Here is a 21,937-nt window from a genome sequence, read left to right on the forward strand (position 1 = left end):
GACGTTCCGCTCCGGGCCCGGGCGAGCGCACGACCCACCACCCACCACGTTCATGTCACTCGACGCACTCGACGAAGAGGATGAACCGACGTGACCCCTACCCCTGCTCCCCGCCCCGCCGCCCCCGCCGCCCCGCGCTCCCTCTACCCCGAACTCGACGCGACCGCCCTCGGCGCCTTCGTCACGGCGCTGGAGAGCGGCGACACCACCGGACTCGCCCCCGCCCGCGTGGCGGAGGTCGATGAGGTCCGCTCCGTGGCCGTCTTCTCCCGCGGCAAGGTGGCCGGCGCCGAAGGGGACATGCTCGACGCCGCCCTGTGGCGCCGCACCGGCGCCGCGCCGCGGCCGGTCGTCGTGATGCCCTCGCCCTGGACCGACCTGGGCTGGCTCGCGTACGCCGTCCAGGCCACCCTCTTCGCGGCCCGCGGCTACGACGTGCTCGCCTACAGCACCCGCGGCTTCGCCGGATCCGAGGGCCGGGTCGACGTGGCGGGCCCGCTCGACGTCGCGGACGGCAGCCGCGCCCTGGACCACCTCGTCGAGCGCTCCGCAGGGCCGGTCACGAAGATCGGCTTCCTCGGGGACTCGTACGGCTCGGGCATCAGCCAGCTCGTCGCCGCGCACGACACCCGTGTGGACGCCGTGGTCGCGCTCAGCACGTGGGGCGACCTCGGGGAGGCCTTCTACGAGAACTCCACCCGCCACCTCGCGGCCGTACGGGCCCTGCTCGGCGCGGCGTCGAAGGCGCGGCTGAGCCCGCAGACGCAGAGCGTCTTCGACAACGTCCTCGCCGGCCGTGACGTGCTGGGCACCCTGCGGTGGGCCGAGGCGCGCTCGCCCTTCAGCCACATCAAGGAGCTCAACCGGCGCCAGGTGCCCGTCTACTTCGCGCACGCCTGGCACGAGACCCTCTTCCCGGCCAACCAGACGCTCAAGATGTTCAACGAGCTGACCGGGCCCAAGCGCATCGCCCTCTCCATCGGGGACCACTCCGGCCCGGAGATGACGGGCATGCTCGGCCTGCCCAACCGGATCTGGACCGACGCCCACCGCTGGTTCGACCACCACCTCAAGGGCCTCGACAACGGCATCGCCGACGAAGGCCAGGTACTCGGCGAGGTGATGTGGAACAAGACCCTCGAACCGCGTCCCACCTGGCACTCCTTCACCGAGCGGGTACACCGGCTGCACCTGGCGGGCAGCGGGGAACTCGCGCCGGAGCCGGAGGCCGGCTGGACCGCGGGGGTGCTGTGCGGGGTCGACACCCCGGCCACCGTCGCCGACGCGGTCGTCACCGGGGGCTACGCGGAGATCGCCGGGCGCCCGAAGGCCTATCCGACCGGCGACATCGACCGCGCCGTCGCCGCGGTGTGGGCCGCGGCCCCGGCGGACCACACCACCCGGCTGCGCGGCACGCCGAGGCTGCGCGTCACCTACCGGGCGGCGAACCCGGGCTCCGCCTTCGTGGCGTACCTCCTCGACACGGCGCCCGACGGCACGGCGCACCTCGTCACGCACGCCCCGTACACCGATCTCGACTCGGCGCCCGACAGCCTGATCAGCGCGGACATCGACCTCCAGGCCACCGCGTACGACGTCCCGGCCGGCCACCGGCTGATGCTGGTCATCGACGCCCGCGACCCCTTCTACGCGGACGCCAACCTGCCCCGCGCGACGCTGTCCTTCACCTCCCCGGAGGCGACGCCGTCCTACCTCGACCTGCCGCTCGGCTGAGTCGGCGCGCCCGTCCGCCCCGCCGGCCGGTGACCGGCGGGGCGGACGGGCGGACGGGCGCGTGCGTCAGTCGGGCTGCCGGCGGGTCTGGGAGCGGACCGCGCCCATGCTGGCCGCGATCACCAGGGCGATGGCCAGGGCGTCCAGCACGGACAGGGCCTGGCTCAGCACGAGGAAGCCCGCGGTGGCGGCGATGGCCGGCTCCAGGCTCATCAGGATCGCGAAGGTGGGGGACGGCAGCCGGCGCAGGGCCAGCAGTTCCAGGGTGTACGGCAGTACGGAGGACAGCACGGCCACCCCGAGGCCCAGCGCCAGGGTGCTCGGCACCAGCAGGTCGGAGCCGGCCTCGGCGATGCCCAGCGGCAGCGACAGCACCGCGGCCACGGCCATCGCGAGGGCCAGGCCGTCCGCCTGCGGGAAGCGGCGGCCGGTGCGCGCGCTGAAGACGATGTACGCCGCCCACATCACGCCCGCCCCGAGCGCGAAGGCGGCGCCCGCCGGGTCGAGGGAGCCGAAACCGAGCCCGCCCCCGCCGTGCCCGGAGAGCAGGACCACGCCGGCGAGGGCGAGGCCGGCCCACAGCACGTTGACCAGGCGCCGGGAGACGACCACCGAGAGGGCGAGCGGGCCGAGGACCTCCAGGGTGACGGCCGGGCCCAGCGGAATGCGGTCCACGGCCTGGTAGAAGAGGCCGTTCATCCCGGCCATGGTGACGCCGAAGGCGAGCACCGTGCCCCAGTCGGCGCGGGAGTGACCGCGCACTGCGGGTCGGCACAGCAGCAGCAGGACGAGCGCGGCCGCCGCCAGGCGCAGGGTGACCACGCCCGCCGCCCCGGCCCTCGGCATGATCGTGACCGCGAGCGCGGCGCCGAACTGCACCGAGACGCCTGCCGAGACCACCAGGGCGACCGGGCCGAAGCGCGTCGCGGCCGTGGCGCCCCGCGGGGGAACGACGGGGGCGCCGGCGGGTCCGGGGCCCGGGCCGGCGCCGGGGCCGCTGGCGGACGGGGAGGGGGACGGGGTCGTCGGCGGGCGCGGGGAGGGGGCGGTCATCTCTCCAGACTAAGGGGTTCGGTAAGGAGTGTCTCGGCCGGTGTTGCCTTACCTCAGGGTGCTTGAACGGTGCCGGTGAGTCCCTCGGCGAGCAGTTCGGCCAGGTGGCGGGCCCGGACCCCGCCGAGCTGCGCGATCTGCGTCCGGCAGGAGAAGCCGTCCGCCTGGACCGCGGCTCCCTCCGGGGCCTCCCGCAGGGACGGGAGCAGCTGCTCCTCGGCGCAGGCGACCGACACGTCGTGGTGACCGGGCTCGAAGCCGAAGTTCCCCGCCAGGCCGCAGCAGCCGCCGCTGAGCTCGCCGGCCAGGCCGGCGCGCCCGCGCAGCCGGCGGTCGGCCGCGTCGCCGAGGACGGCGTGCTGGTGGCAGTGGGCCTGGCCGGCCACCGGCCGGTCGAGGCGGGGCGGCTGCCAGTGGGGGGCGAACTCCTCCAGGGTCTCGGCGAAGGTGCGGACGGCCGCGGCGAGGCGGTGGGCGCGGGGGTCCTCGGGGAGGAGGGCGGGGAGTTCGGTGCGCAGGGCCGCGGCGCAGCTGGGTTCCAGGACCAGTACGGGGGCGCCGACGGCCCCGCCGGAGGCGTCGAAGGCGTCCAGGGTGCGGCGCAGGACCGCGCGGGCGCGGTCGAGGCGGCCGGTGGAGACGTACGTGAGGCCGCAGCAGACCGGACCCCGGGGCACAGTGACGGCGAACCCGGCCGCCTCCAGAACGCGGACGGCCGCGCGGCCGGTCTCGGGGGCCAGGTACTCGGTGAAGGTGTCGGGCCACAGGGTGACGGTCCCGCTGGGGGTGGCGGTGGCCGCGGGCCCGCCGCCCCCCGGGCCGGTCGCGGCGGGGGCCCGGCGGGTGCGCCACCAGCGGGTGAAGGGGTCGCGGGACACCGGGGGGAGGGGGCGGGCGCGGGTCAGGCCCGGGAGGGGGAGCCGGCGGGCCGCCGCGTTGACGACGGCCGCCAGCCGCAGCCGGGCGACCAGGCGGAGCCAGTACGGGAGGCCGCCCAGGAGGTAGTGGGCGAGCGGGCGGACCCGGCCGGCCCAGTGGCGGTGCAGGAACTCCGCCTTGTACGCGGCCATGTCCACACCCACCGGGCAGTCGCTCAGGCACCCCTTGCAGCCGAGGCACAGGTCCAGCGCCTCGGCGACCTCCGTCGAGCGCCAGCCGTCGGTCACGATCTCCCCGGCCAGCATCTCGTGCAGCAGCCGGGCCCGCCCGCGCGTGGAGTGGCGCTCCTCGCCCGTGACCCGGTACGAGGGGCACATCACGCCGGACCCGCCGGGGTCCGCGGACCGGCACTTCGCGACGCCCACGCACCGGGCGACCTCCCGCGCGAAGGCGGTGTCCGGCAGCACCGCGAAGCGGAGGTCCTCGTCCAGCCGGGACGGCCGCACGAGCATCCCCGGGTTCATGCCGCCCGCCGGGTCCCACACGTCCTTGTACGCGCCGAAGAGCGCGATGACGTCCGCCCCGTACATCCTCGGCAGCAGCTCCGCCCGCGCCTGGCCGTCCCCGTGCTCCCCCGACAGGGAGCCGCCGTGCGCGACGACCAGGTCGGCCAGCTCCTGCGAGAAGGTCCGGAAGCGGGCCACGCCCTCCCGCGTGACCAGGTCGAAGTCGATCCGCACGTGCACGCAGCCCTCACCGAAGTGCCCGTACGGCGATCCGTGCAGGCCGTGCGCCGCCAGCAGGGCGCGGAAGTCCCGCAGGTACGCCCCCAGCCGGGCCGGCGGCACCGCGCAGTCCTCCCAGCCCGGCCAGGCCATCGCGCCCGAGGGCAGCCGGGTGGCCGTGCCCGCCGCGTCCTCGCGGATCCGCCACAGGGCCCGCTGCGCGGCCGGGTCCGCCACCAGCAGCGCGTCCACGGCGTCGGCGCCCCGCAGCAGCACCCGCGCCGCGCCCTCGTCCGGCATCTCCGCGAACAGCCAGGCCCCGCCCCGCGGCAGGCCCGCGGCGAAGCCCCCGACGAGGTCGTGCGCCATGCCCTCCACCGTGAGCGGCCCGTACGGGAGCAGGCCCGCGGCGGCCTCGGCGGCCGCGCTCTCGTCGGCGTACCCGAGGACCGCCAGGACGGGCGCGGGCGGCAGCTCCACCAGGCGCACCACCGCCTCCGTCACCACCCCGAGGGTGCCCTCGCTCCCGCAGAAGGCCCGGGCGAGCTGCGTGCCGCGCTCGGGGAGGAGGGCGTCCATGCCGCCGTAGCCGGAGATCCGCCGCGGGAAGTCCCCGAAGGGGCCGTACAGCCCGGTGCGGAGCACGGCGAGGTTCCCGGCGACCAGTTCGCGCAGCCCCGCCGGGGCGCCGGACCAGCCGGTGCCGAGGCGGTGCGGGACTCCCCCGTACGTGGTGACCGCCAGCTCGGCGACGTTGTCGGCGGTGGTTCCCCAGGCCACCGAGTGGGCCCCGCACGCGTTGTTGCCGATCATGCCGCCGAGGGTGCAGCGGGAGCGGGTGGAGGGGTCCGGCCCGAAGGTCAGGCCGTACGGGCGCACGGCGGCCCGCAGCCGGTCGAGCGCGAGTCCCGGCTGGACCACCGCGGTGCGGGCCGCCGGGTCCACGGACACCAGGGCGTCCATGTGGCGGTTCAGGTCGAGGACGACGCCGGTGCCGGTGGCCTGGCCCGCGATCGAGGTGCCGCCGCCGCGCGGGACGACCGGGACGCCGGCGTCGGCGCACACGCGCAGCGCGGCGGCCACGTCCTCGGCGTCGCGGGGGGACGCCACGCCGAGCGGGACGCGGCGGTAGTTGGAGGCGTCCATGGTCACCAGGGCGCGGGCGGCCGCGCCGAAGTCGACCTCCCCGCGCAGGTTCGCCCGCAAAGTCCGCTCGAGTTCCCCGGGAGACGTCACGGTGTCCACCCTGCCACCGTCTCGGCGCGTCTCACCGGGTGGACGCGGCTCCGACGCGCGGACCGGGACCCGATACGCTCCGATCGTGGCCGAGATCCAGATTCCCGCTGACATCAAGCCCGCCGACGGACGCTTCGGCGCGGGCCCCTCCAAGGTGCGGACCGAGGCGCTGGACGCCCTCGCCGCCACCGGTACCTCCCTGCTCGGAACCTCTCACCGCCAGGCCCCGGTCAAGAACCTGGTCGGCTCGGTGCGCCAGGGCGTCCGGGACCTCTTCTCCCTTCCCGAGGGGTACGAGGTGATCCTGGGCAACGGCGGCTCCACCGCCTTCTGGGACATCGCGACCGCCGGGCTCATCGAGCGGAAGTCGCAGCACCTCACCTTCGGTGAGTTCTCCTCCAAGTTCGCCAAGGCCGCGAAGCTCGCGCCGTGGCTGGACGAGCCGTCCGTGATCGCCTCCGAGCCGGGGACGCACCCCGACCCGGTGGCCGAGGCGGGCGTGGACGTGTACGCGTACACGCACAACGAGACCTCGACGGGCGTCGCGGCGCCGGTCAAGCGCGTCGCGGGCGCCGACGCGGGGTCGCTCGTCCTGGTGGACGCGACCTCGGGCGCCGGCGGTCTGCCGGTGGACATCACCGAGGCGGACGTCTACTACTTCGCCCCGCAGAAGTCCTTCGCCTCGGACGGCGGCCTGTGGCTGGCGGCGTTCTCCCCCGCGGCCCTGGAGCGCGCGGCCCGCGTGCACGCGTCGGGCCGGCACATCCCGGAGTTCTTCTCGCTGCCGACGGCGATCGACAACTCCCTGAAGAACCAGACGTACAACACCCCGGCGCTGTCCACGCTGTTCCTGCTGAACGAGCAGCTGGAGTGGCTGAACGGCCAGGGCGGCCTGGAGTTCGCGACCGGCCGCACCGCGGCCAGCGCGCGCCACCTGTACGGCTGGGCCGAGGCCTCGAAGTACGCGAGCCCGTTCGTCGTGGACGCCGACAAGCGCTCCGCGGTCATCGGCACGATCGACTTCTCGGACGACATCGACGCAGCGGCCGTCGCCAAGGTGCTGCGCGCCAACGGCGTGGTGGACACCGAACCGTACCGCAAGCTCGGCCGCAACCAGCTGCGTGTCGCGATGTTCCCCGCGATCGACCCGGCGGACGTGCAGGCGCTGACCGCGTGCGTCGACTACGTGATCGAGAAGCTGTAGCCCTCTGGCCGCGGCCGCGGCCGTACCGCTCCAGGAGCCCCCGGCGACGTCGTGTCGCCGGGGGCTCCGGCGTTCCCCCGGGCCCTGCCCGCCGGGACCTCGGTCCCAAAAATCGGGGCAAACACTCCGCAAAGGGAAGTACCGCGGGCGGCCCGCGACCTGCGGCTTCCCGCCGCGGGACCTTCGCCGGGCCCGCCCCCGACACCCGCGGCGCGGCCGGACTCCGCCTGATCACCTGCGGCGGCGGCCTCACCGCGGACCGCCACCGGGACGCCGACGTCGTGGTGTTCGCCCACCTCACGGGCAGGGACTGATCCCGTACGCGATACCTTCAGGGCTCGGCATTCCCGAATGCAGTACGGCTTGGAGGCAGCGGCGTGAACGTGCGAGTGACGGCGGCCCGGAACGGCGTGGACCCCTTCGGCACGGCCCGGCTGCGGCGCGGCGTGCTCGACGCCTGGGGCGCGGGCCCCGCCCGGTTCCGCGAGGACGCCAACGCCGAGGAGGACCTGGCGCTCGGCGGCTACCGCGACCGGCTCGTCGTCGAGCTGGCGCAGAACGCCGCCGACGCCGCGGCCCGCGCCCAGGTGCCCGGCCGGCTCCGGCTGACCCTGCACCCGGGCGAGGACGGCCACCGGGTGCTGGCCGTCGCCAACACCGGCGCCCCGCTGGACGCCACGGGCGTGGAGTCGCTGAGCACCCTGCGCGCCTCCGCCAAGCGGGAGTCCACCGGATCGGGTGACACGGTCGGCCGGTTCGGCGTCGGCTTCGCGGCCGTCCTCGCGGTCTGCGACGAGCCCGCGGTCCTCGGCCGGCACGGCGGCGTCCGCTGGTCCCTGGCCGAGGCGCGCGAGCTGGCCCGGGACGCCGCCGTCGGCAGCCCCGGCCTCGGCGACGAACTGCGCCGCCGCGACGGGCACGTGCCGCTGCTGCGCCTCCCGCTGCCCGCCGAGGGCACCGCGCCCGACGGCTACGACACCGTCGTGGTCCTCCCGCTGCGCGACGCCGCCGCCGAGGACCTCGTCGAGCGGCTCCTCGCCTCCGTCGACGACGCCCTGCTGCTCACCCTCCCCGGGCTGCGCGAGGTCGTCATCGAGACACCGGGCGGCGGCGCCCGCACGCTCGTGCGCCGCGACGAGGGCCCGTACACGGTCATCGAGGACTCCGCGGCGGGGACCAGCCGCTGGCGCACCGTCCGCCACGGCGGCCCCCTCGAACGCGCCCTGCTCGCCGACCGCCCGGTGGAGGAGCGGCTGCGGCCCACCTGGGCGGTGTCCTGGTCCGTGCCCGTCGACGCCGACGGCGCCCCGCTGCGCCCCGCGACGGCGCCCGTGGTGCACGCCCCGACCCCCACCGACGAGCCCCTGGGCATCCCCGCCCTGCTCATCGCGACCCTGCCGCTGGACACCACCCGCCGGCACCCCGCGCCCGGGCCGCTGACCGACTTCCTGGTGGAGCGCGCGGCCGACGCGTACGCCGAACTCCTCGGCGCCTGGGACCCGGTGACCACCGCCCTGGTGGACCTCGTACCCGGACCGCTCGGCAAGGGCGAGCTCGACGGCTCCCTGCGCGCCGCCGTGCTGCGCCGCCTTCCCCGTACGGCCTTCCTCGCCCCCGCCGCGCCGCCCGAGCGCGAGGACGGCTCCGGCGACCGCGGCGAGGAGCGGGCCGCCCTGCGCCCCTTCGAGGCCGAGGTCGTCGAGGGCGCGGGCGCCGACACCGTGCGGGTCCTCGCCGAGGTCCTGCCGACCCTGCTCCCGGCCGGCCTGGAGCGCCGCGCCGAGCTGCGCACCCTGGGCGTCGGCCGGCTCCCGCTCGGCGACGCCATCGAGCGGATCGCCGGCATCGAGCGCACCCCGGACTGGTGGCACCGGCTCTACGACAGCCTCGCCGGGGTGGACCCCGACCGGCTGTCCGGGCTGCCCGTGCCGCTGGCCGACGGCCGCACCGCCATCGGGCCCCGGCACATCCTGCTGCCCTCCTCGGACACCCCGGCCAACCTGGCCCGGCTGGGACTGAAGGTCGCCCACCCCGACGCGGCGCACCCGCTGCTGGAGAAGCTCGGCGCCCTCCCGGCCACCCCCCGGGCGATCCTGACGACCCCGCAGGTACGGGCGGCCGTCGCCGCCTCCCTGGACGCCGGGGACGTCTGGGACGAGGACGCGGACGCCCTGGACGCCGACGAGCTGGCCGAGGTGGTCCTGGGCCTGGTGCGCGACGCCGATCTGGCCCCGGGGGACGAGCCCTGGCTGGGCGCGCTGGCCCTCCCGGACGAGGACGGCGAGCCGACCCCGGCGGGCGAACTGCTGCTGCCCGGCTCGCCGCTGGCCTCGGTGGTCCGCGAGGACGAGATCCCCTACGTGGACGCCGAGCTGGTGGACCGCTGGGGCCCCGACCCGCTCACCGCCTGCGGGGTGCTGGCCGCCTTCCAGCTGGTGCGCGCCACCGACGTGGTCCTGGACCCGGACGAACTGGAGCCCCGCGAAGGGGACTTCGCCGAGCCCGACGACGCGGGCCTGCTGGACGCGGTCGACGTGTGGTGCGAGGACCTGCTCGACCAGCTCCCCGACACCCCGGTGCCGCCGGTGGCGACCGAGCTCGTCGCGGTGCGCGACCTCGACCTGGTCGACGACGACTGCTGGCCGCAGGCCCTGGCCATGCTCGCGCAGCCGCCGCTGCGCGACGCGCTGACCCAGCCGGTACGGGTCCTGCTCCCGGACGGCACCACCCGGTCGGTGCGCCCGTACACCGCCTGGTGGCTGCGCGACCACCCGGTCCTCGACGGCCGCCGCCCGGCGGGTCTGCGCGCGGCGGGCGGCGACCCGCTGCTGGCGGGGCTCTACACCTCGGCGGACGCCACCGGCTTCGAGGACGAGCAGGTGCTGCGGGCCCTGGGCGTACGGACCACCGTGGCCGCCCTGCTCGAGGAGCCCGGGGGCGCGGCCGAGCTGCTGGGCCGGCTGGCCGATCCGGACCGGGAGGTCACCGACCGGCAGCTGCACGGCCTGTACGGGGCGCTGGCGGACCTCGACCCCGAGCAGGTCACCCTGCCGGACGAGCTGCGCGCGGTGGTGGACGGCGAGGTGCGGGTGGTGGACGCGGCCGACGCGGTCATCGCCGACGCACCGGACCTGCTGCCGCTGACGGCGGGCCTGCCGCTGCTGCCGGTCGCGCCGTCCCGGGCGGCGGACCTCGCGGAGCTGCTCCAGGTCCGCCGGCTGTCGCTGACGGTTCCGGCGGAGGTGAGCACGCCCGGCGAGGAGCACGAGGTCCCGGAGTCGGTGCGGGTCCTGCTGGGCCCGGCCACGCCCGCGGTGTACCTGGAGCACGAGGAGCTGATCGCGGGCGGCACCGAGCTGGACTGGCGCCGCACCCCCGACGGCGCCGTGCACGCCGCCACCCTGGAGGGCGTGGCGGCGGGCCTGGCCTGGGCGGCCGGCCAGTGGCCCCGCCGCTTCGAGGTGGCGGCCCTCCTGGAGGACGCCTCCCGCACGGCGGAACTGGCCCGCGACCGCTGGTTCGACTGACGCGGGACTGCGGCGCTGCGGCGCTGCGGCGCTGGGGGTCTGCGGGACAGCCCTCAGGCGGGGACCTTCCTGTCGACCCACCGGAAGGTGAACTCGATCAGGGCCGACGCGCCGGCCGCGACGGCCACCGCCGTCCACGGCATCGCGGCGCCCTCCAGCTTGAGCTGGAAGAAGTCCTGGAGCCACGGCACGACGAGGACGATCAGGAACGCCCCGCCCATCGCCCCGACCAGGCCCACGCGCCACCACGTGTAGGGCCGGGCGATGATCGCCAGGACCCACATGGAGGTCAGGAACAGCGCGAGCGTCGCCGCGCTGGTCTCGGCCTTGAGGGCGTCCGGGCCGGTGTAGTGGTGGCGGGCGATCACGTACGTCACGAAGGTGGCGGTCGCCGCGATGACCCCGCCGGGGATCGCGTAGCGCATCACGCGTTTGACGAAGTGCGGCCTGGCCCGCTCCCTGTTCGGGGCGAGGGCCAGGAAGAAGGCCGGGATGCCGATCGTGAGCGTGGACAGCAGGGTCAGGTGGCGGGGCAGGAAGGGGTACTCGACCTGCGAGCAGACCACCAGGACGGCCAGCAGCACCGAGTAGACCGTCTTCGTGAGGAAGAGGGTGGCCACCCGGGTGATGTTGCCGATCACCCGCCGCCCCTCGGCGACGACCGAGGGCAGGGTGGAGAAGCTGTTGTTGAGGAGCACGATCTGCGCGACCGCGCGGGTGGCCTCCGAGCCCGACCCCATGGCGACGCCGATGTCGGCGTCCTTCAGCGCGAGGACGTCGTTGACCCCGTCGCCGGTCATGGCGACCGTGTGGCCCTCGGACTGGAGGGCCGCGACCATGTCCCGCTTCTGCTGCGGGGAGACCCGCCCGAAGACGGCGTTCTCGCCGAGGACCCGCGCCATCTCGGCCCGCTCGGTCGGGAGCCTGCGGGCGTCGACCGCGGTGCCGGCGCCCTGGAGCCCCAGCTTTCCGGCGACCGCGCCGACGGAGACCGCGTTGTCACCTGAGATCACCTTCGCGCTGACGTCCTGCCGGTCGAAGTAGCGCAGGGTGTCGGCGGCGTCGGGGCGCAGCCGCTGCTCCAGGACGATCAGGGCGGTGGGCCGTACGTCGGCGGCGACGGCCGCGTCGTCCAGCTCCCGGGCGGAACGGGCCAGCAGCAGCACCCGCAGGCCCTGCTCGTTGAGCCCGTCGACCTCGCCGAGGGCGGGATCGCCGGCCGGGAGGAGGACGTCGGGGGCGCCGAGCAGCCAGGTGTTGTTCTCGCCGTCGCCCTCGCTGAAGCTGGCGCCGCTGTACTTGCGGGCGGACGAGAAGGGCAGGGACTCGGTGCAGCGCCACTCGGCGCTGTCGGGGTAGGCGTCGATGACGGCCTGGAGGCTGGCGTTGGGGCGCGGGTCGGACTCGCCGAGCGCGCCGAGCACCTTCTTGACGTACGCCGGGTCGGCGCCGCCGAGCGGCCGCAGCTCGGTGACGTCCATGCCGCCCTCGGTGAGGGTGCCGGTCTTGTCGAGGCAGACGACGTCGACGCGGGCGAGCCCCTCGATGGCGGGGAGCTCCTGGACCAGGCACTGCTTGCGGGCGAGCCGGATGACGCCGATCGCGAAGGCCACGGAGGTGAGGAGGACCAGCCCCTCGGGGATCATCGGGACGATGCCGCCGACGGTGCGGGCGATGGCGTCCTTGAGGTCGTTGTCCTTGACGATCAGCTGGCTGATGATCAGGCCGATCGAGGTCGGGACCATCATCCAGGTGACGTACTTGAGGATGGTGGAGATGCCGGAGCGCAGCTCGGAGTGGACGAGCGTGAAACGGGAGGCCTCTTCGGCCAACTGGGCGGCGTAGGCCTCGCGGCCGACCTTGGTGGCGGTGAAGGAGCCGCTGCCGGCGACCACGAAGGAGCCGGACATGACCGGGTCGCCGGGCTTCTTCAGGACGGGGTCGGCCTCGCCGGTGAGCAGGGACTCGTCGATCTCCATGCCGTCGGCCTCGCCGACCGCGCCGTCGACGACGACCTTGTCGCCGGGGCCGAGCTCGATGACGTCGCCGAGGACGATCTCGGAGGTGGAGATCTCGGCGGTCCGGCCGTCGCGGCGGACGCTGGGCTTGGCCTCGCCGATGAGGGCCAGGCCGTCGAGGGTCTTCTTGGCGCGCAGCTCCTGGATGATGCCGATGCCGGTGTTCGCGATGATCACGAAGCCGAAGAGGCTGTCCTGGATGGGCGCGACGCACAGCATGACCACCCACAGCACGCCGATGATCGCGTTGAAGCGGGTGAAGACGTTGGCCCGGACGATCTCGGTGACGGAGCGCGAGGAGCGGACGGGGACGTCGTTGACCTCGCCGCGCGCGACGCGCTCGGCGACTTCGGCGGCGGTCAGCCCGCCCGGCTTGAAGCGGGGGGCGGGTGGCCGCATCGGGTGCACCGGGTCGAGCTCGGCCCCCGCGTCGATGGCGGTGCCGGCGGCCGGGCCGCCCGGCTCCGGCCCCTCGGATTCGATACTCGCCCGCTGCGTCATGCTCTCGACGGTAGAGGGCCTTCGAACGCCGCACGCGCCGAGCGGACCGAAGATCCGACTTCAGGATGACCGGAATCGTCCCCTGGTCGCGTCACCGCCGTCCGGGGGCGGGGGCGGCGCCCTAGCCGGCCTGCGGGTTCCCGTCCGGGCCGGGGCGTTCGGCCCGCTCGGTCCGGGCGGCGGCCTCGGCTGCCTCGGCGTGGCGCTTGAGGGCGGCCTCGCGGCCGCGGACGTACCAGACGCCGATCAGGCCGAGGACGCCGCCGGCGGCGCAGGTCCACACCCACCACAACTGGCCGCGGTCGGAGAACCACCCGTAGAAGGGGAGCTGGACGAGGAAGAGGGCGAACCAGATGATCGTGCCGCCGGTGACGGTGGCGACGACCGGGCCCTCCAGGGGCTCGGGCGCCTCGTGCTTCGCAGTCCATTTCGCCATGGGTCGAGTCTAGGCCGGTCGTCATGGGGTCTACGCGCGGAGATGGACGGCCCTTCGTTCATGTGTTCATACTGAAACGATGTGGGCGTGGCCCATTTTATTCGTATGAACCACCCAATGAGGACCGCATGAGCAGCCCGGCCCCCGCCCCCACGCCCACCGCCCCGGAGCCTTCGCCCCGCGGCTCCTCGGGAGTGGACCGCTACTTCAAGATCTCCGAGCGCGGCTCGACCCTCGCCCGCGAGGTCCGCGGCGGCTTCGCGACCTTCTTCGCGATGGCGTACATCATCGTGCTGAACCCGATCATCCTGGGCAGCGCGAAGGACATGTACGGGAACCAGCTCGACGGCGGCCAGCTCGTCACCGCCACCGTCCTGACGGCCGCGTTCTCCACCCTCCTCATGGGCGTCATCGGCAACGTCCCCATCGCACTGGCGGCCGGCCTCGGCGTCAACACCGTGGTCGCCCTCCAGCTCGCCCCGCGGATGAGCTGGCCCGACGCCATGGGCATGGTGGTCCTGGCCGGCTTCGTGGTGATGCTGCTCGTCGCCACCGGTCTGCGCGAGCGCGTGATGAACGCCGTCCCGGTGGGGCTGCGCAAGGGCATCGCGATCGGCATCGGCCTGTTCATCATGCTGATCGGCCTGGTCGACTCGGGCTTCGTCTCCCGCATCCCGGACGCGGCGCACACCACGGTCCCGCTCCAGCTCGGCAGCGACGGCCACCTGCACGGCTGGCCCGTCCTGATCTTCGTCATCGGCGTACTGCTCACCCTCGCGCTGATCATCCGCAAGACGCCCGGCGCGATCCTGATCTCCATCGTGGCCATGACCGTCGTCGCGGTCGTCGTCCAGCTGCTCACGTCGCTGCCGGCCCAGGCCTGGGGCCTGACCGTCCCCGCCTGGCCGGGCAATCCGGTGGCCGCCCCCGACTTCGGGCTGGTCGGCCAGGTCAGCCTGTTCGGAGGCTTCGGGAAGGTCGGCATCCTGACGGGCGTCCTGTTCGTCTTCACCGTGCTGCTGTCCTGCTTCTTCGACGCCATGGGCACGATCCTCGGTGTCGGCGACGAGGCCAAGCTGATCGACAAGGACGGCAACTTCCCCGGCATCAACCGGGTCCTGCTGGTCGACGGCCTGGCCGTCGCCTCGGGCGGTGCGACCTCGTCCTCCGCGACCACCTGCTTCGTGGAGTCCACGGCCGGTGTCGGCGAGGGCGCCCGTACCGGGCTGGCGAACGTCGTGACGGGCGGCCTCTTCGCCGTGGCGCTGTTCCTCACGCCGCTCGCCACCATGGTCCCGTCCCAGGCCGCGACACCCGCCCTGGTGGCGGTGGGCTTCCTGATCCTGGCGGGCTCGGTCAGGGACATCGACTGGAGCGACTTCACCATCGCCGTCCCGGCCTTCCTGGCCATGGTGATGATGCCCTTCACGTACTCGATCACCAACGGCATCGGCATCGGCTTCGTGAGCTTCTGCGCGCTGCGGCTGGCGACCGGCCGGGGCCGCGGGGTCCCGGTGGCCATGTACGTCGTGGCGGCGGTCTTCGTCTTCTACTACGCGATGCCCGCCCTCGGCCTCACGTGACCGGCCCCACCCGATCGGGTGCCCCTGATCAGGTGAGCCCGTAGAACTTCTCCGTCTCGTCGACGGCCGCCTTGAAGCGCTCGTCGAAGTCGTCGCGAATGAGCGTCCGGACCACATAGTCCTGGACGCTCATTCCGCGTTTTGCGGCGTGGATCCGGAGCCGGTCGAGGAGCTCCCCGTCTATGCGCATGCTCAGCACATGTGTCCCCATGCCGAAAGAGTCGGGGCACAGGGCGTGGACGTGTGTCACTTTCGGCCGCCGACTCACCCGTACGAGTGACGCGAAACCACCGGTTTTCCTTAGCGAGAGTAATGAGTTACTCTAAGGACATGCATGACCTCTCCCATGGCGACGACGCTGCCGCCGTGAACGATCTCCGCTCCGCCGTCATGCGACTGGGCCGGCGCCTGAAGCACCAGCGCGTCGACGAGTCGCTGAGTCCGACCGAGATGTCGGTCCTCGGCACCCTCGCCCGCTGCGGCCAGGCCACCCCTGGCGAGCTGGCCCGGCGCGAGCACGTCCAGCCGCCGTCGATGACACGCATCGTCGCGCTGCTGGAGGCCAAGGGACTGGTCACGCTGGAGCCGCACCCCGACGACCGCCGCCAGAAGGTGGTCCGCCAGACCGAGCAGGCCGAGGCGATGCTCGAAGAGAGCCGCCGCAAGCGCAACGCCTTCCTGGCCGGGCTCGCGGCCGAGCTGACCGAGGACGAGTGGGCCAAGCTGCGCGAGGCCGCACCCGTCCTGGAGAAGCTCGCCCACGTGTAGGAACGACGCCAGGAGGCGAACGCTTTTGAGTACGGGAACCGGAGCAGACTCCGCACCCGGCCACATATCCACCCCCTCTACCGCCGCCGGGGCCACCGCCGCCGGCGCACCCGCGGGCAAGAACTCCATGTTCAGCTCGCTCAAGATCCGCAACTACCGGCTCTTCGCGACCGGCCAGGTCGTCTCGAACACCGGCACCTGGATGCAGCGCATCGCCCAGGACTGGCTGGTCCTCTCCCTGACCGGCTCCGCCTCCGCGGTGGGCGTCACCATCGCCCTGCAGTTCCTGCCGATGCTGGTCTTCGGCCTCTACGGAGGCGTACTCGCCGACCGGCTGCCCAAACGGCCGCTGCTGATCGTCACCCAGAGCGCCATGGGCCTGACCGGCATCGCGCTGGCCGTGCTCACCCTCGCGGGACACGTACAGGTCTGGCACGTCTACCTCGCCGCCTTCCTCCTCGGCCTCGTCACGGTCGTCGACAACCCGGCCCGGCAGACCTTCGTCCCTGAGATGGTCGGCACGGACCAGCTGGCCAACGCCGTCAGCCTGAACTCCGCCAACTTCCAGTCCGCGCGGCTGGTCGGCCCCGCGATCGCCGGCGTGCTGATCACCGCCGTCGGCTCCGGCTGGGCCTTCCTGCTGAACGGACTGTCCTTCGCCGCGCCCATCGCCGGCCTGCTGATGATGCGCACCGGCGAACTGCACCCGGTCACACCGCGACCCCGCGCCAAGGGCCAGCTGCGCGAGGGCCTCCAGTACGTCGCCGGGCGGCCCGAGCTGGTCTGGCCCATCGTGCTGGTCGGCTTCGTCGGCACCTTCGGCTTCAACTTCCCCATCTGGCTGTCGGCGTTCGTCAGCGAGGTCTTCCACGGGGACGCGGGGACGTACGGGCTGTTCAACACCCTGATCGCCGCCGGCTCCCTCGCGGGCGCCCTGCTCGCGGCCCGGCGCGGACACTCCCGGCTGCGGCTGCTGGTGGCCGCCGCCGTGCTGTTCGCGGGGCTGCTGGTCGTGACGGCCTTCGCACCCGGCCTCTGGCTTTTCGCCGCGCTGCTCGTCCCCATCGGGGTCTTCGGCCTGACGGTCAACGTCACGGCCAACTCCAGCGTGCAGATGGCGACCGACCCCGAGATGCGGGGACGGGTCATGGCCCTGTTCATGATGGTCTTCACCGGCGGCACCCCGCTCGGCGCGCCGCTGCTGGGCTGGATCACGGACACGTACGGGGCCCGGATCGGGATGGCGGCGGGCGGTGCGATCTCGCTGGTCGCGTCCCTGGCGATCGCCGTGGTCCTGGCCCGCGTCGGAAACCTGCGCCTGCGGGTCGACCGCCGCGGGGTGGCCTTCGTCGCGTCGTCCCGCCCGCGGGAACTGGTCACCGCGGCCTGACCCCTCCGGGGCGGTCCCGCCGGGTCGCGACCACCGGGGCCGGCCCGGGGGCTCCGGAGGGCGGCGCGGCACGAGGGCCCGGCCACCGGCACCGGTTGCCGTTCCGGGGCGGTCCCGCCCGGTCCGGCCCCCGGCCGGGGAGCGGCAGCGCCTACCCTCGGGGCATGAGACTGTTCGCCGCCGTGCTCCCGCCCCCGGCAGCCGTGGCCGAGTTGGCCGGTGCCGTGCGTCCGCTGCGCGACGACCGGCTGACGTGGACCGCGGAAGCCGGCTGGCACTTCACCCTCGCCTTCATGGGCGAGGTGCGCGAGGACGTGCTGCCGGACCTGCACGCCCGCCTCGCCCGCGCGGCCCACCGCACCGCCCCCTTCGACCTCCGCCTGCACGGCTGCGGCCACTTCGGCGACCGCGCCCTGTGGGCCGGCGCGGCCGGAGGGCTCGACGCCCTGCGGATGCTCGCCGAACGGGCCGACGCCGCCGCCCGGCGGGCCGGCGTACCGATGGACCGGCACCACCGCTACACCCCGCACCTCACCCTGGCCCGGAGCCGCGACGCCGCGACGCCCCTGCGCCCGTACCTGGACGCCCTCTCGGGCTTCGAGGGCGCCCCCTGGCGGGCCGACACGCTCAGCCTCGTCCGCAGCAACCTCCCGGTGAGCGGGGTGCCGGGCGAGCAGCCCCGCTACGAGACCGTCGGAGCCTGGCCGCTCGCCGGGGCCCCTGCGGGACCCGGCGGCGGGGCGGGTTAGTCTCGACGGGTGGATCCCAAGACCAGAAACCGCGTCATGGCCGGTGTGCTCGTGCTGATGTTCGTCGTCGTGGCCGTGGCGGCGGCCGTCGGGCAGTAGCCCGGCCGCCGCCGCCCGGACCCGGACCGCCCGGACCCGGACCGCACGCCCGGACCCCGGCCGCCGTCCGGCCCGGACCGCTGCCCGGCCCCGGTGGGGGCCTCCCCGCTACCAGGCGAAGGCCTCCGGCGAGGGGCCCGGCCCCGGGAAGACCTCGTCGAGGCCCGCCAGGACCTCCTCGGACAGCTCCAGCTCCACCGCGCGCAGCGCCGAGTCGAGCTGCTCCCGCGTCCGCGGCCCGACGATCGGCCCGGTGATCCCGGGCCGGGTCAGCAGCCAGGCCAGGGCGACCTCGCCCGGCTCCAGGCCGTGCTTGTCGAGCAGGTCCTCGTACGCCTGCACCTGCGACCGCACCGCGCTGTTGGACAGCGCGTCCGCCGAGCGCCCGGTGGCGCTGCGGCCCGACTCCGCGGCCTTGCGGATGGCGCCGCCGAGCAGCCCGCCGTGCAGCGGGGACCACGGGATGACCCCGAGGCCGTACTCCTGCGCGGCCGGGATGACCTCCATCTCCGCACGCCGCTCGGCGAGGTTGTAGAGGCACTGCTCGCTGACCAGGCCGAGCCGTCCGGCGCGCGCCGCCGCCTCGTTGGCCTGGGCGATCTTCCAGCCCGGGAAGTTCGAGGAGCCGGCGTAGAGGATCTTGCCCTGCTGGATCAGGACCTCGACGGCCTGCCAGATCTCCTCGAAGGGGGTCTGCCGGTCGACGTGGTGGAACTGGTAGACGTCGATGTAGTCCGTCTGGAGCCGCTTGAGGCTCGCGTCGACGGCCCGCCGGATGTTCAGCGCGGACAGCCGGTCGTAGTTGGGCCAGGTCTCGCCCTCGGGGGCCATGGAGGCGTAGACCTTGGTGGCGAGGACGGTCTTCTCGCGCCGGCGGCCGCCCTGGGCGAACCAGGTGCCGATGATCTCCTCGGTGCGGCCCTTGTTCTCGCCCCATCCGTAGACGTTGGCGGTGTCCACGAGATTGAGACCCGCGTCGAGGGCGGCGTCCAGGATTCCGTGGCTGGTCGGTTCATCTGTCTGCGGACCGAAGTTCATCGTGCCGAGTACAAGTCGGCTGACCTTGAGTCCGGTGCGTCCGAGCTGCGTGTACTTCATGGGTCACCACCCAACTGCCTGGAGTGGACTCGAAGCAAGACCCCGCGGTGAAGGGCGTGTTACAGCCCCGCGTGGCGCCCCCGGTACGGGCCGCCGATCCCCCAGGCCTGGTGCAGGACCGCCGCGAACTCGCCGGCGAGGCGGTGCTCCCCGGAGGCGTTCGGGTGCGTGCCGTCGTAGGTGTCCCGGTCGATGTCGTACGAGGCCGGGCGCGCGGCCAGCAGGATCGGCGAGGCGCCGGTCGTCAGGTCGGCCACGGCCTTGGCCAGCAGCTCGTTGAACCGGTCGACCTCGGCCGCGAAGGGGGCGTCCTGCCGGGCCCGGACGTTCGGGATGACGGGCAGCAGCACCATCCGCACGGCGGGCCGGGCGGCGCGGGCGGCCGCGACGAACCGGCGGACGTTGTCGGCGGTCTGGTCGGCGCGGGTGTAGAAGCCGAGGTCGATCAGGCCGAGGGAGACGAGCAGGACATCGGCCCCGGCGGCGCCGGCGGCGGGGCCGATCAGGGGGGCCATGTGCTGCCAGCCCTCGCCCCAGCCGGCCAGGTGGCGGCGGGACTCCTGCGGGAAGTCCGGGTCGGCGTACGCGTGGTGGGCGGGCGCGGCGGCGTCGTCGTACAGCCCGGTGCGCGGGCCGACTATCTCGAAGGGGCCGCCGAGGGTCGCGCCGAGGTGCTGCCACATCCGGTAGCGCCAGGTGTAGTCGCCGGCGCGTCCGATGGTCATGGAATCGCCGACGAACATGAAACGCATCCGGTCATCATCGCGGATCACGCCAAGGGCGCCCCTGTGATGCCGGACACGCCGTCCGGGCTGGCAGGCTGGGGGGATGCGCATGCCGTCGCCGCCCGCCGCCCTCGCCGCCCTCGCCGGCGGACTCCTCCTCCTGCCGAGCGCGGCCGCCGCCGCGGAGCCGCCCGCGGCGGCCTCGTTCACGATCGCCGATCCGCGGATCAGGGAGTCGAGCGGACTGGCGGCCAGCCGCGTCCACCCCGGCATGTACTGGACGCACAACGACAGCGACGACGGCCCGTACGTGTACGCCGTGGACGCCGCGACGGGCAGGACGGTGGCCCGGCTGACGCTGACGGGCATCGGCACGCCGCGGGACGTGGAGGCGATCTCGGTGGGTCCGGACGGGCGGTTGTACGTCGGGGACGTCGGGGACAACCTGGGCGGGACCTGGGACCACGTGTGGATCTACCGCTTCCCGGAGCCGGGGGAGCTGCGCGACGCGACCGTCAGGGCCGAGCAGATAACGGTGACGTACGCCGACGGCCCGCGGAACGCCGAGGCGCTGATGGTGCATCCGGTGACGGGCCGGGTGTACATCGCCAGCAAGGACGAGTCGAAGGGCGGCCTCTACGAGGGCCCGGAGCGGCTGGTGCCGGGCGGGAGCCGCAACGTGTTCCGGCGCGTCGCCGCCGTCCCGTGGGTGACGGACGGGGCGTTCTCGCCGGACGGCACCCGGCTGACGCTGCGGGGGTACTTCACGGCCCGGACCTACGGGTGGAGGGACGGGCGGCCGCAGGGCGAGGGCGAGCGGGTGGACGCGCCGTGGCAGGGGCAGGCGGAGTCGGTGACGTACACGGCGGACGGCAGGGCGCTGATGTTCGGCTCGGAGGGGGCGGGCAGCCGGGTCGTCGCGGTCCCGGCGGCCGCGGCCGCCACGGGGGCGCCGGCCGCCTCCGCGGCCCCGTCCGCGGCCCCGGAGCCGGGGGCCCCGGCGGCGGCCGATCCGCCGGCGGGCGCGGACGGCAGCTTCACGAACGGCGCGCTGGTCCTGGCCGCCGGCATCCTCATCGTCGTCGCCGCCAAGCGCCTCTTCCGCCGCCGCGCCCCGAAGTAGCCCGGGGCTACGAGTGGCCGAGGTCCGCGGCCGGGAAGTCCGAGACAGGGACCGAGCCCGTGTCCGCGGCCGGCCGCAGCGGGAACTCGTCCGAGGCCACCGAGTCGAGGACGTGCGGCGCCGGCCGCATCGGCTTCGGCATGACGGCGGCCTCCGAGTGGCCGCCGCACCCGTACGAGAGGGAGACCAGGCGGCCGTCCGCCGGGCCGAACTCGTTGGCGCAGACTCCGAAGGCCTGGCCCAGCGAGCCGCCGATCGCGACGAGGAACCCGCACGACACGCACGAGGCGGGTGCGGCCTGCGCCATCGGCGTCTTCGCGCCGAAGGACTCGTCCCAGCGGTCGGCCGCGCTGTGCAGTCCGTACCGGGAGAGCACCCGGGCGCGCCGCATGCCGAGTTCCTCGGCGACGGAGGTGATGGACCCGCGGACCGGGACCACGGCGCGGTCGGTGACGTCGGCGTCCTCGGCCTCGACCAGTTCGGCCATCTCGGTGGAGACCACCGAGTTCGGCGGCGGGGCGTCCTCGCCCGACCAGCCCGCCTCCAGCCGCAGGTCCTCGGCGTCGGTGGGCAGCAGGTCGCCGGGGCCCATGTCGCCGGGGCGCAGTCGCTCGCTCCACGGCACCCATTCGGGTGCGAGCAGCGCGTCGTCGCCGGGCAGCAGCACCGTTTCGTCGAGGGTGATGTTCTTCGCGCGGGAGGCGCGGGTCACGGTGACGGCCCAGCGCCAGCCGCGGTAGCCCGGTTCCTTGCACTCGAAGAAGTGGGTGACGACCCGGTCGCCCTCCGCCACCGCGGTCACGTGCTCGCCCACCACTCCGGGGTAGGCGGCATCCTCCGCCGCCGCCCGGGCCAGTTCCACCGCCTCGACGCACAGGCGGTCCGGGGTACGCGGGGTACGGCTTCGCGTCGTCGCAGCACTCACTGGTCTCGTTCTCTCCTACGCCGTCTCACGAGTGCGCCGTCCGTACTGTCGTCCACAACGACCCGTCGGTCCTGTCCGTACGTGGCGCGGGCGGAGCGGACCAGAGGGCCGCGTCGACGTCCGCACCCGATCGGCCTCGGGCGCACCTAACTGCGATCCATTCT

At 74.3% G+C, this 21,937-nt stretch carries 16 protein-coding genes; 8 read left to right on the forward strand and 8 right to left on the reverse strand.

From position 1 onward, the window contains the following. Nucleotides 1-90: 90 nt before the first annotated feature. Nucleotides 91-1,734, forward strand: a complete 1,644-nt coding sequence (locus ACFWU6_RS09290) for a CocE/NonD family hydrolase (RefSeq protein ID WP_383979873.1) — start codon at nucleotides 91-93, stop codon at nucleotides 1,732-1,734. 66 nt (nucleotides 1,735-1,800) lie between these two features. Here the strand turns inward: ACFWU6_RS09290 and ACFWU6_RS09295 are convergent, their stop codons facing one another. Further along, nucleotides 1,801-2,787, reverse strand: coding sequence for a DMT family transporter (locus tag ACFWU6_RS09295; protein WP_383801490.1), 987 nt, complete (start codon nucleotides 2,785-2,787; stop codon nucleotides 1,801-1,803). Nucleotides 2,788-2,840: 53 nt separating this feature from the next. After that, nucleotides 2,841-5,627: an FAD-binding and (Fe-S)-binding domain-containing protein gene (locus tag ACFWU6_RS09300; RefSeq protein ID WP_383979879.1), complete on the reverse strand. Its 2,787-nt coding sequence runs from the start codon at nucleotides 5,625-5,627 to the stop codon at nucleotides 2,841-2,843. Between the two features lie 85 nt (nucleotides 5,628-5,712). On the opposite strand from ACFWU6_RS09300, the gene serC reads away from it, so the two are divergent. Together serC and ACFWU6_RS09310 are read left to right on the forward strand one after the other, a co-directional pair. Continuing rightward, a complete protein-coding gene (serC, locus tag ACFWU6_RS09305; protein WP_383801485.1) occupies nucleotides 5,713-6,831 on the forward strand; it encodes a phosphoserine transaminase in 1,119 nt (372 codons plus the stop codon). Nucleotides 6,832-7,214: 383 nt separating this feature from the next. Next, nucleotides 7,215-10,358: a sacsin N-terminal ATP-binding-like domain-containing protein gene (locus tag ACFWU6_RS09310; protein ID WP_383801591.1), complete on the forward strand. Its 3,144-nt coding sequence runs from the start codon at nucleotides 7,215-7,217 to the stop codon at nucleotides 10,356-10,358. A gap of 53 nt (nucleotides 10,359-10,411) precedes the next feature. On the opposite strand, the gene ACFWU6_RS09315 is transcribed toward ACFWU6_RS09310, so the two are convergent. Together ACFWU6_RS09315 and ACFWU6_RS09320 are read right to left on the reverse strand one after the other, a co-directional pair. Then, a complete protein-coding gene (locus ACFWU6_RS09315) occupies nucleotides 10,412-12,877 on the reverse strand; it encodes an HAD-IC family P-type ATPase (protein ID WP_383801483.1) in 2,466 nt (821 codons plus the stop codon). Between the two features lie 121 nt (nucleotides 12,878-12,998). Continuing rightward, nucleotides 12,999-13,313 (reverse strand): DUF2530 domain-containing protein, encoded by a 315-nt coding sequence (locus ACFWU6_RS09320; protein WP_383979885.1) that lies wholly within the window; start codon nucleotides 13,311-13,313, stop codon nucleotides 12,999-13,001. Nucleotides 13,314-13,441: 128 nt separating this feature from the next. Between ACFWU6_RS09320 and ACFWU6_RS09325 the strand changes: the two genes are divergently transcribed. Then, the gene (locus ACFWU6_RS09325; protein WP_383801478.1) at nucleotides 13,442-14,896 is read left to right on the forward strand and encodes an NCS2 family permease; all 1,455 of its coding nucleotides are present in this window, start codon (nucleotides 13,442-13,444) and stop codon (nucleotides 14,894-14,896) included. A gap of 28 nt (nucleotides 14,897-14,924) precedes the next feature. Here the strand turns inward: ACFWU6_RS09325 and ACFWU6_RS09330 are convergent, their stop codons facing one another. After that, nucleotides 14,925-15,107: a hypothetical protein gene (locus ACFWU6_RS09330; RefSeq protein WP_030010567.1), complete on the reverse strand. Its 183-nt coding sequence runs from the start codon at nucleotides 15,105-15,107 to the stop codon at nucleotides 14,925-14,927. Nucleotides 15,108-15,226: 119 nt separating this feature from the next. Between ACFWU6_RS09330 and ACFWU6_RS09335 the strand changes: the two genes are divergently transcribed. The 3 genes from ACFWU6_RS09335 to thpR all read left to right on the forward strand — a co-directional run bounded on the left by ACFWU6_RS09335 (nucleotide 15,227) and on the right by thpR (nucleotide 17,803). After that, nucleotides 15,227-15,664, forward strand: a complete 438-nt coding sequence (locus ACFWU6_RS09335; protein ID WP_383801475.1) for a MarR family winged helix-turn-helix transcriptional regulator — start codon at nucleotides 15,227-15,229, stop codon at nucleotides 15,662-15,664. Nucleotides 15,665-15,689: 25 nt separating this feature from the next. Beyond that, nucleotides 15,690-17,054 (forward strand): MFS transporter, encoded by a 1,365-nt coding sequence (locus ACFWU6_RS09340; RefSeq protein WP_383801473.1) that lies wholly within the window; start codon nucleotides 15,690-15,692, stop codon nucleotides 17,052-17,054. Nucleotides 17,055-17,218: 164 nt separating this feature from the next. After that, a complete protein-coding gene (gene thpR, locus ACFWU6_RS09345) occupies nucleotides 17,219-17,803 on the forward strand; it encodes an RNA 2',3'-cyclic phosphodiesterase (protein ID WP_383801470.1) in 585 nt (194 codons plus the stop codon). A gap of 207 nt (nucleotides 17,804-18,010) precedes the next feature. Here thpR and ACFWU6_RS09350 read toward each other — a convergent pair whose 3' ends face one another. Further along, nucleotides 18,011-19,000 carry an aldo/keto reductase gene (locus ACFWU6_RS09350; protein ID WP_383801467.1) on the reverse strand — a complete coding sequence of 330 codons (990 nt, stop codon included), beginning with the start codon at nucleotides 18,998-19,000 and terminating at the stop codon, nucleotides 18,011-18,013. Between the two features lie 59 nt (nucleotides 19,001-19,059). Continuing rightward, the gene (locus ACFWU6_RS09355) at nucleotides 19,060-19,752 is read right to left on the reverse strand and encodes a GDSL-type esterase/lipase family protein (RefSeq protein WP_383979891.1); all 693 of its coding nucleotides are present in this window, start codon (nucleotides 19,750-19,752) and stop codon (nucleotides 19,060-19,062) included. Between the two features lie 76 nt (nucleotides 19,753-19,828). On the opposite strand from ACFWU6_RS09355, the gene ACFWU6_RS09360 reads away from it, so the two are divergent. Then, a complete protein-coding gene (locus ACFWU6_RS09360; protein WP_383979896.1) occupies nucleotides 19,829-20,848 on the forward strand; it encodes a WD40 repeat domain-containing protein in 1,020 nt (339 codons plus the stop codon). Between the two features lie 7 nt (nucleotides 20,849-20,855). On the opposite strand, the gene ACFWU6_RS09365 is transcribed toward ACFWU6_RS09360, so the two are convergent. After that, nucleotides 20,856-21,773 (reverse strand): DUF3027 domain-containing protein, encoded by a 918-nt coding sequence (locus tag ACFWU6_RS09365; RefSeq protein WP_383801457.1) that lies wholly within the window; start codon nucleotides 21,771-21,773, stop codon nucleotides 20,856-20,858. Between the last annotated feature and the right edge of the window lie 164 nt (nucleotides 21,774-21,937).

The organism is Streptomyces sp. NPDC058674 (assembly GCF_042716505.1).
Classification (GTDB): domain Bacteria; phylum Actinomycetota; class Actinomycetes; order Streptomycetales; family Streptomycetaceae; genus Streptomyces.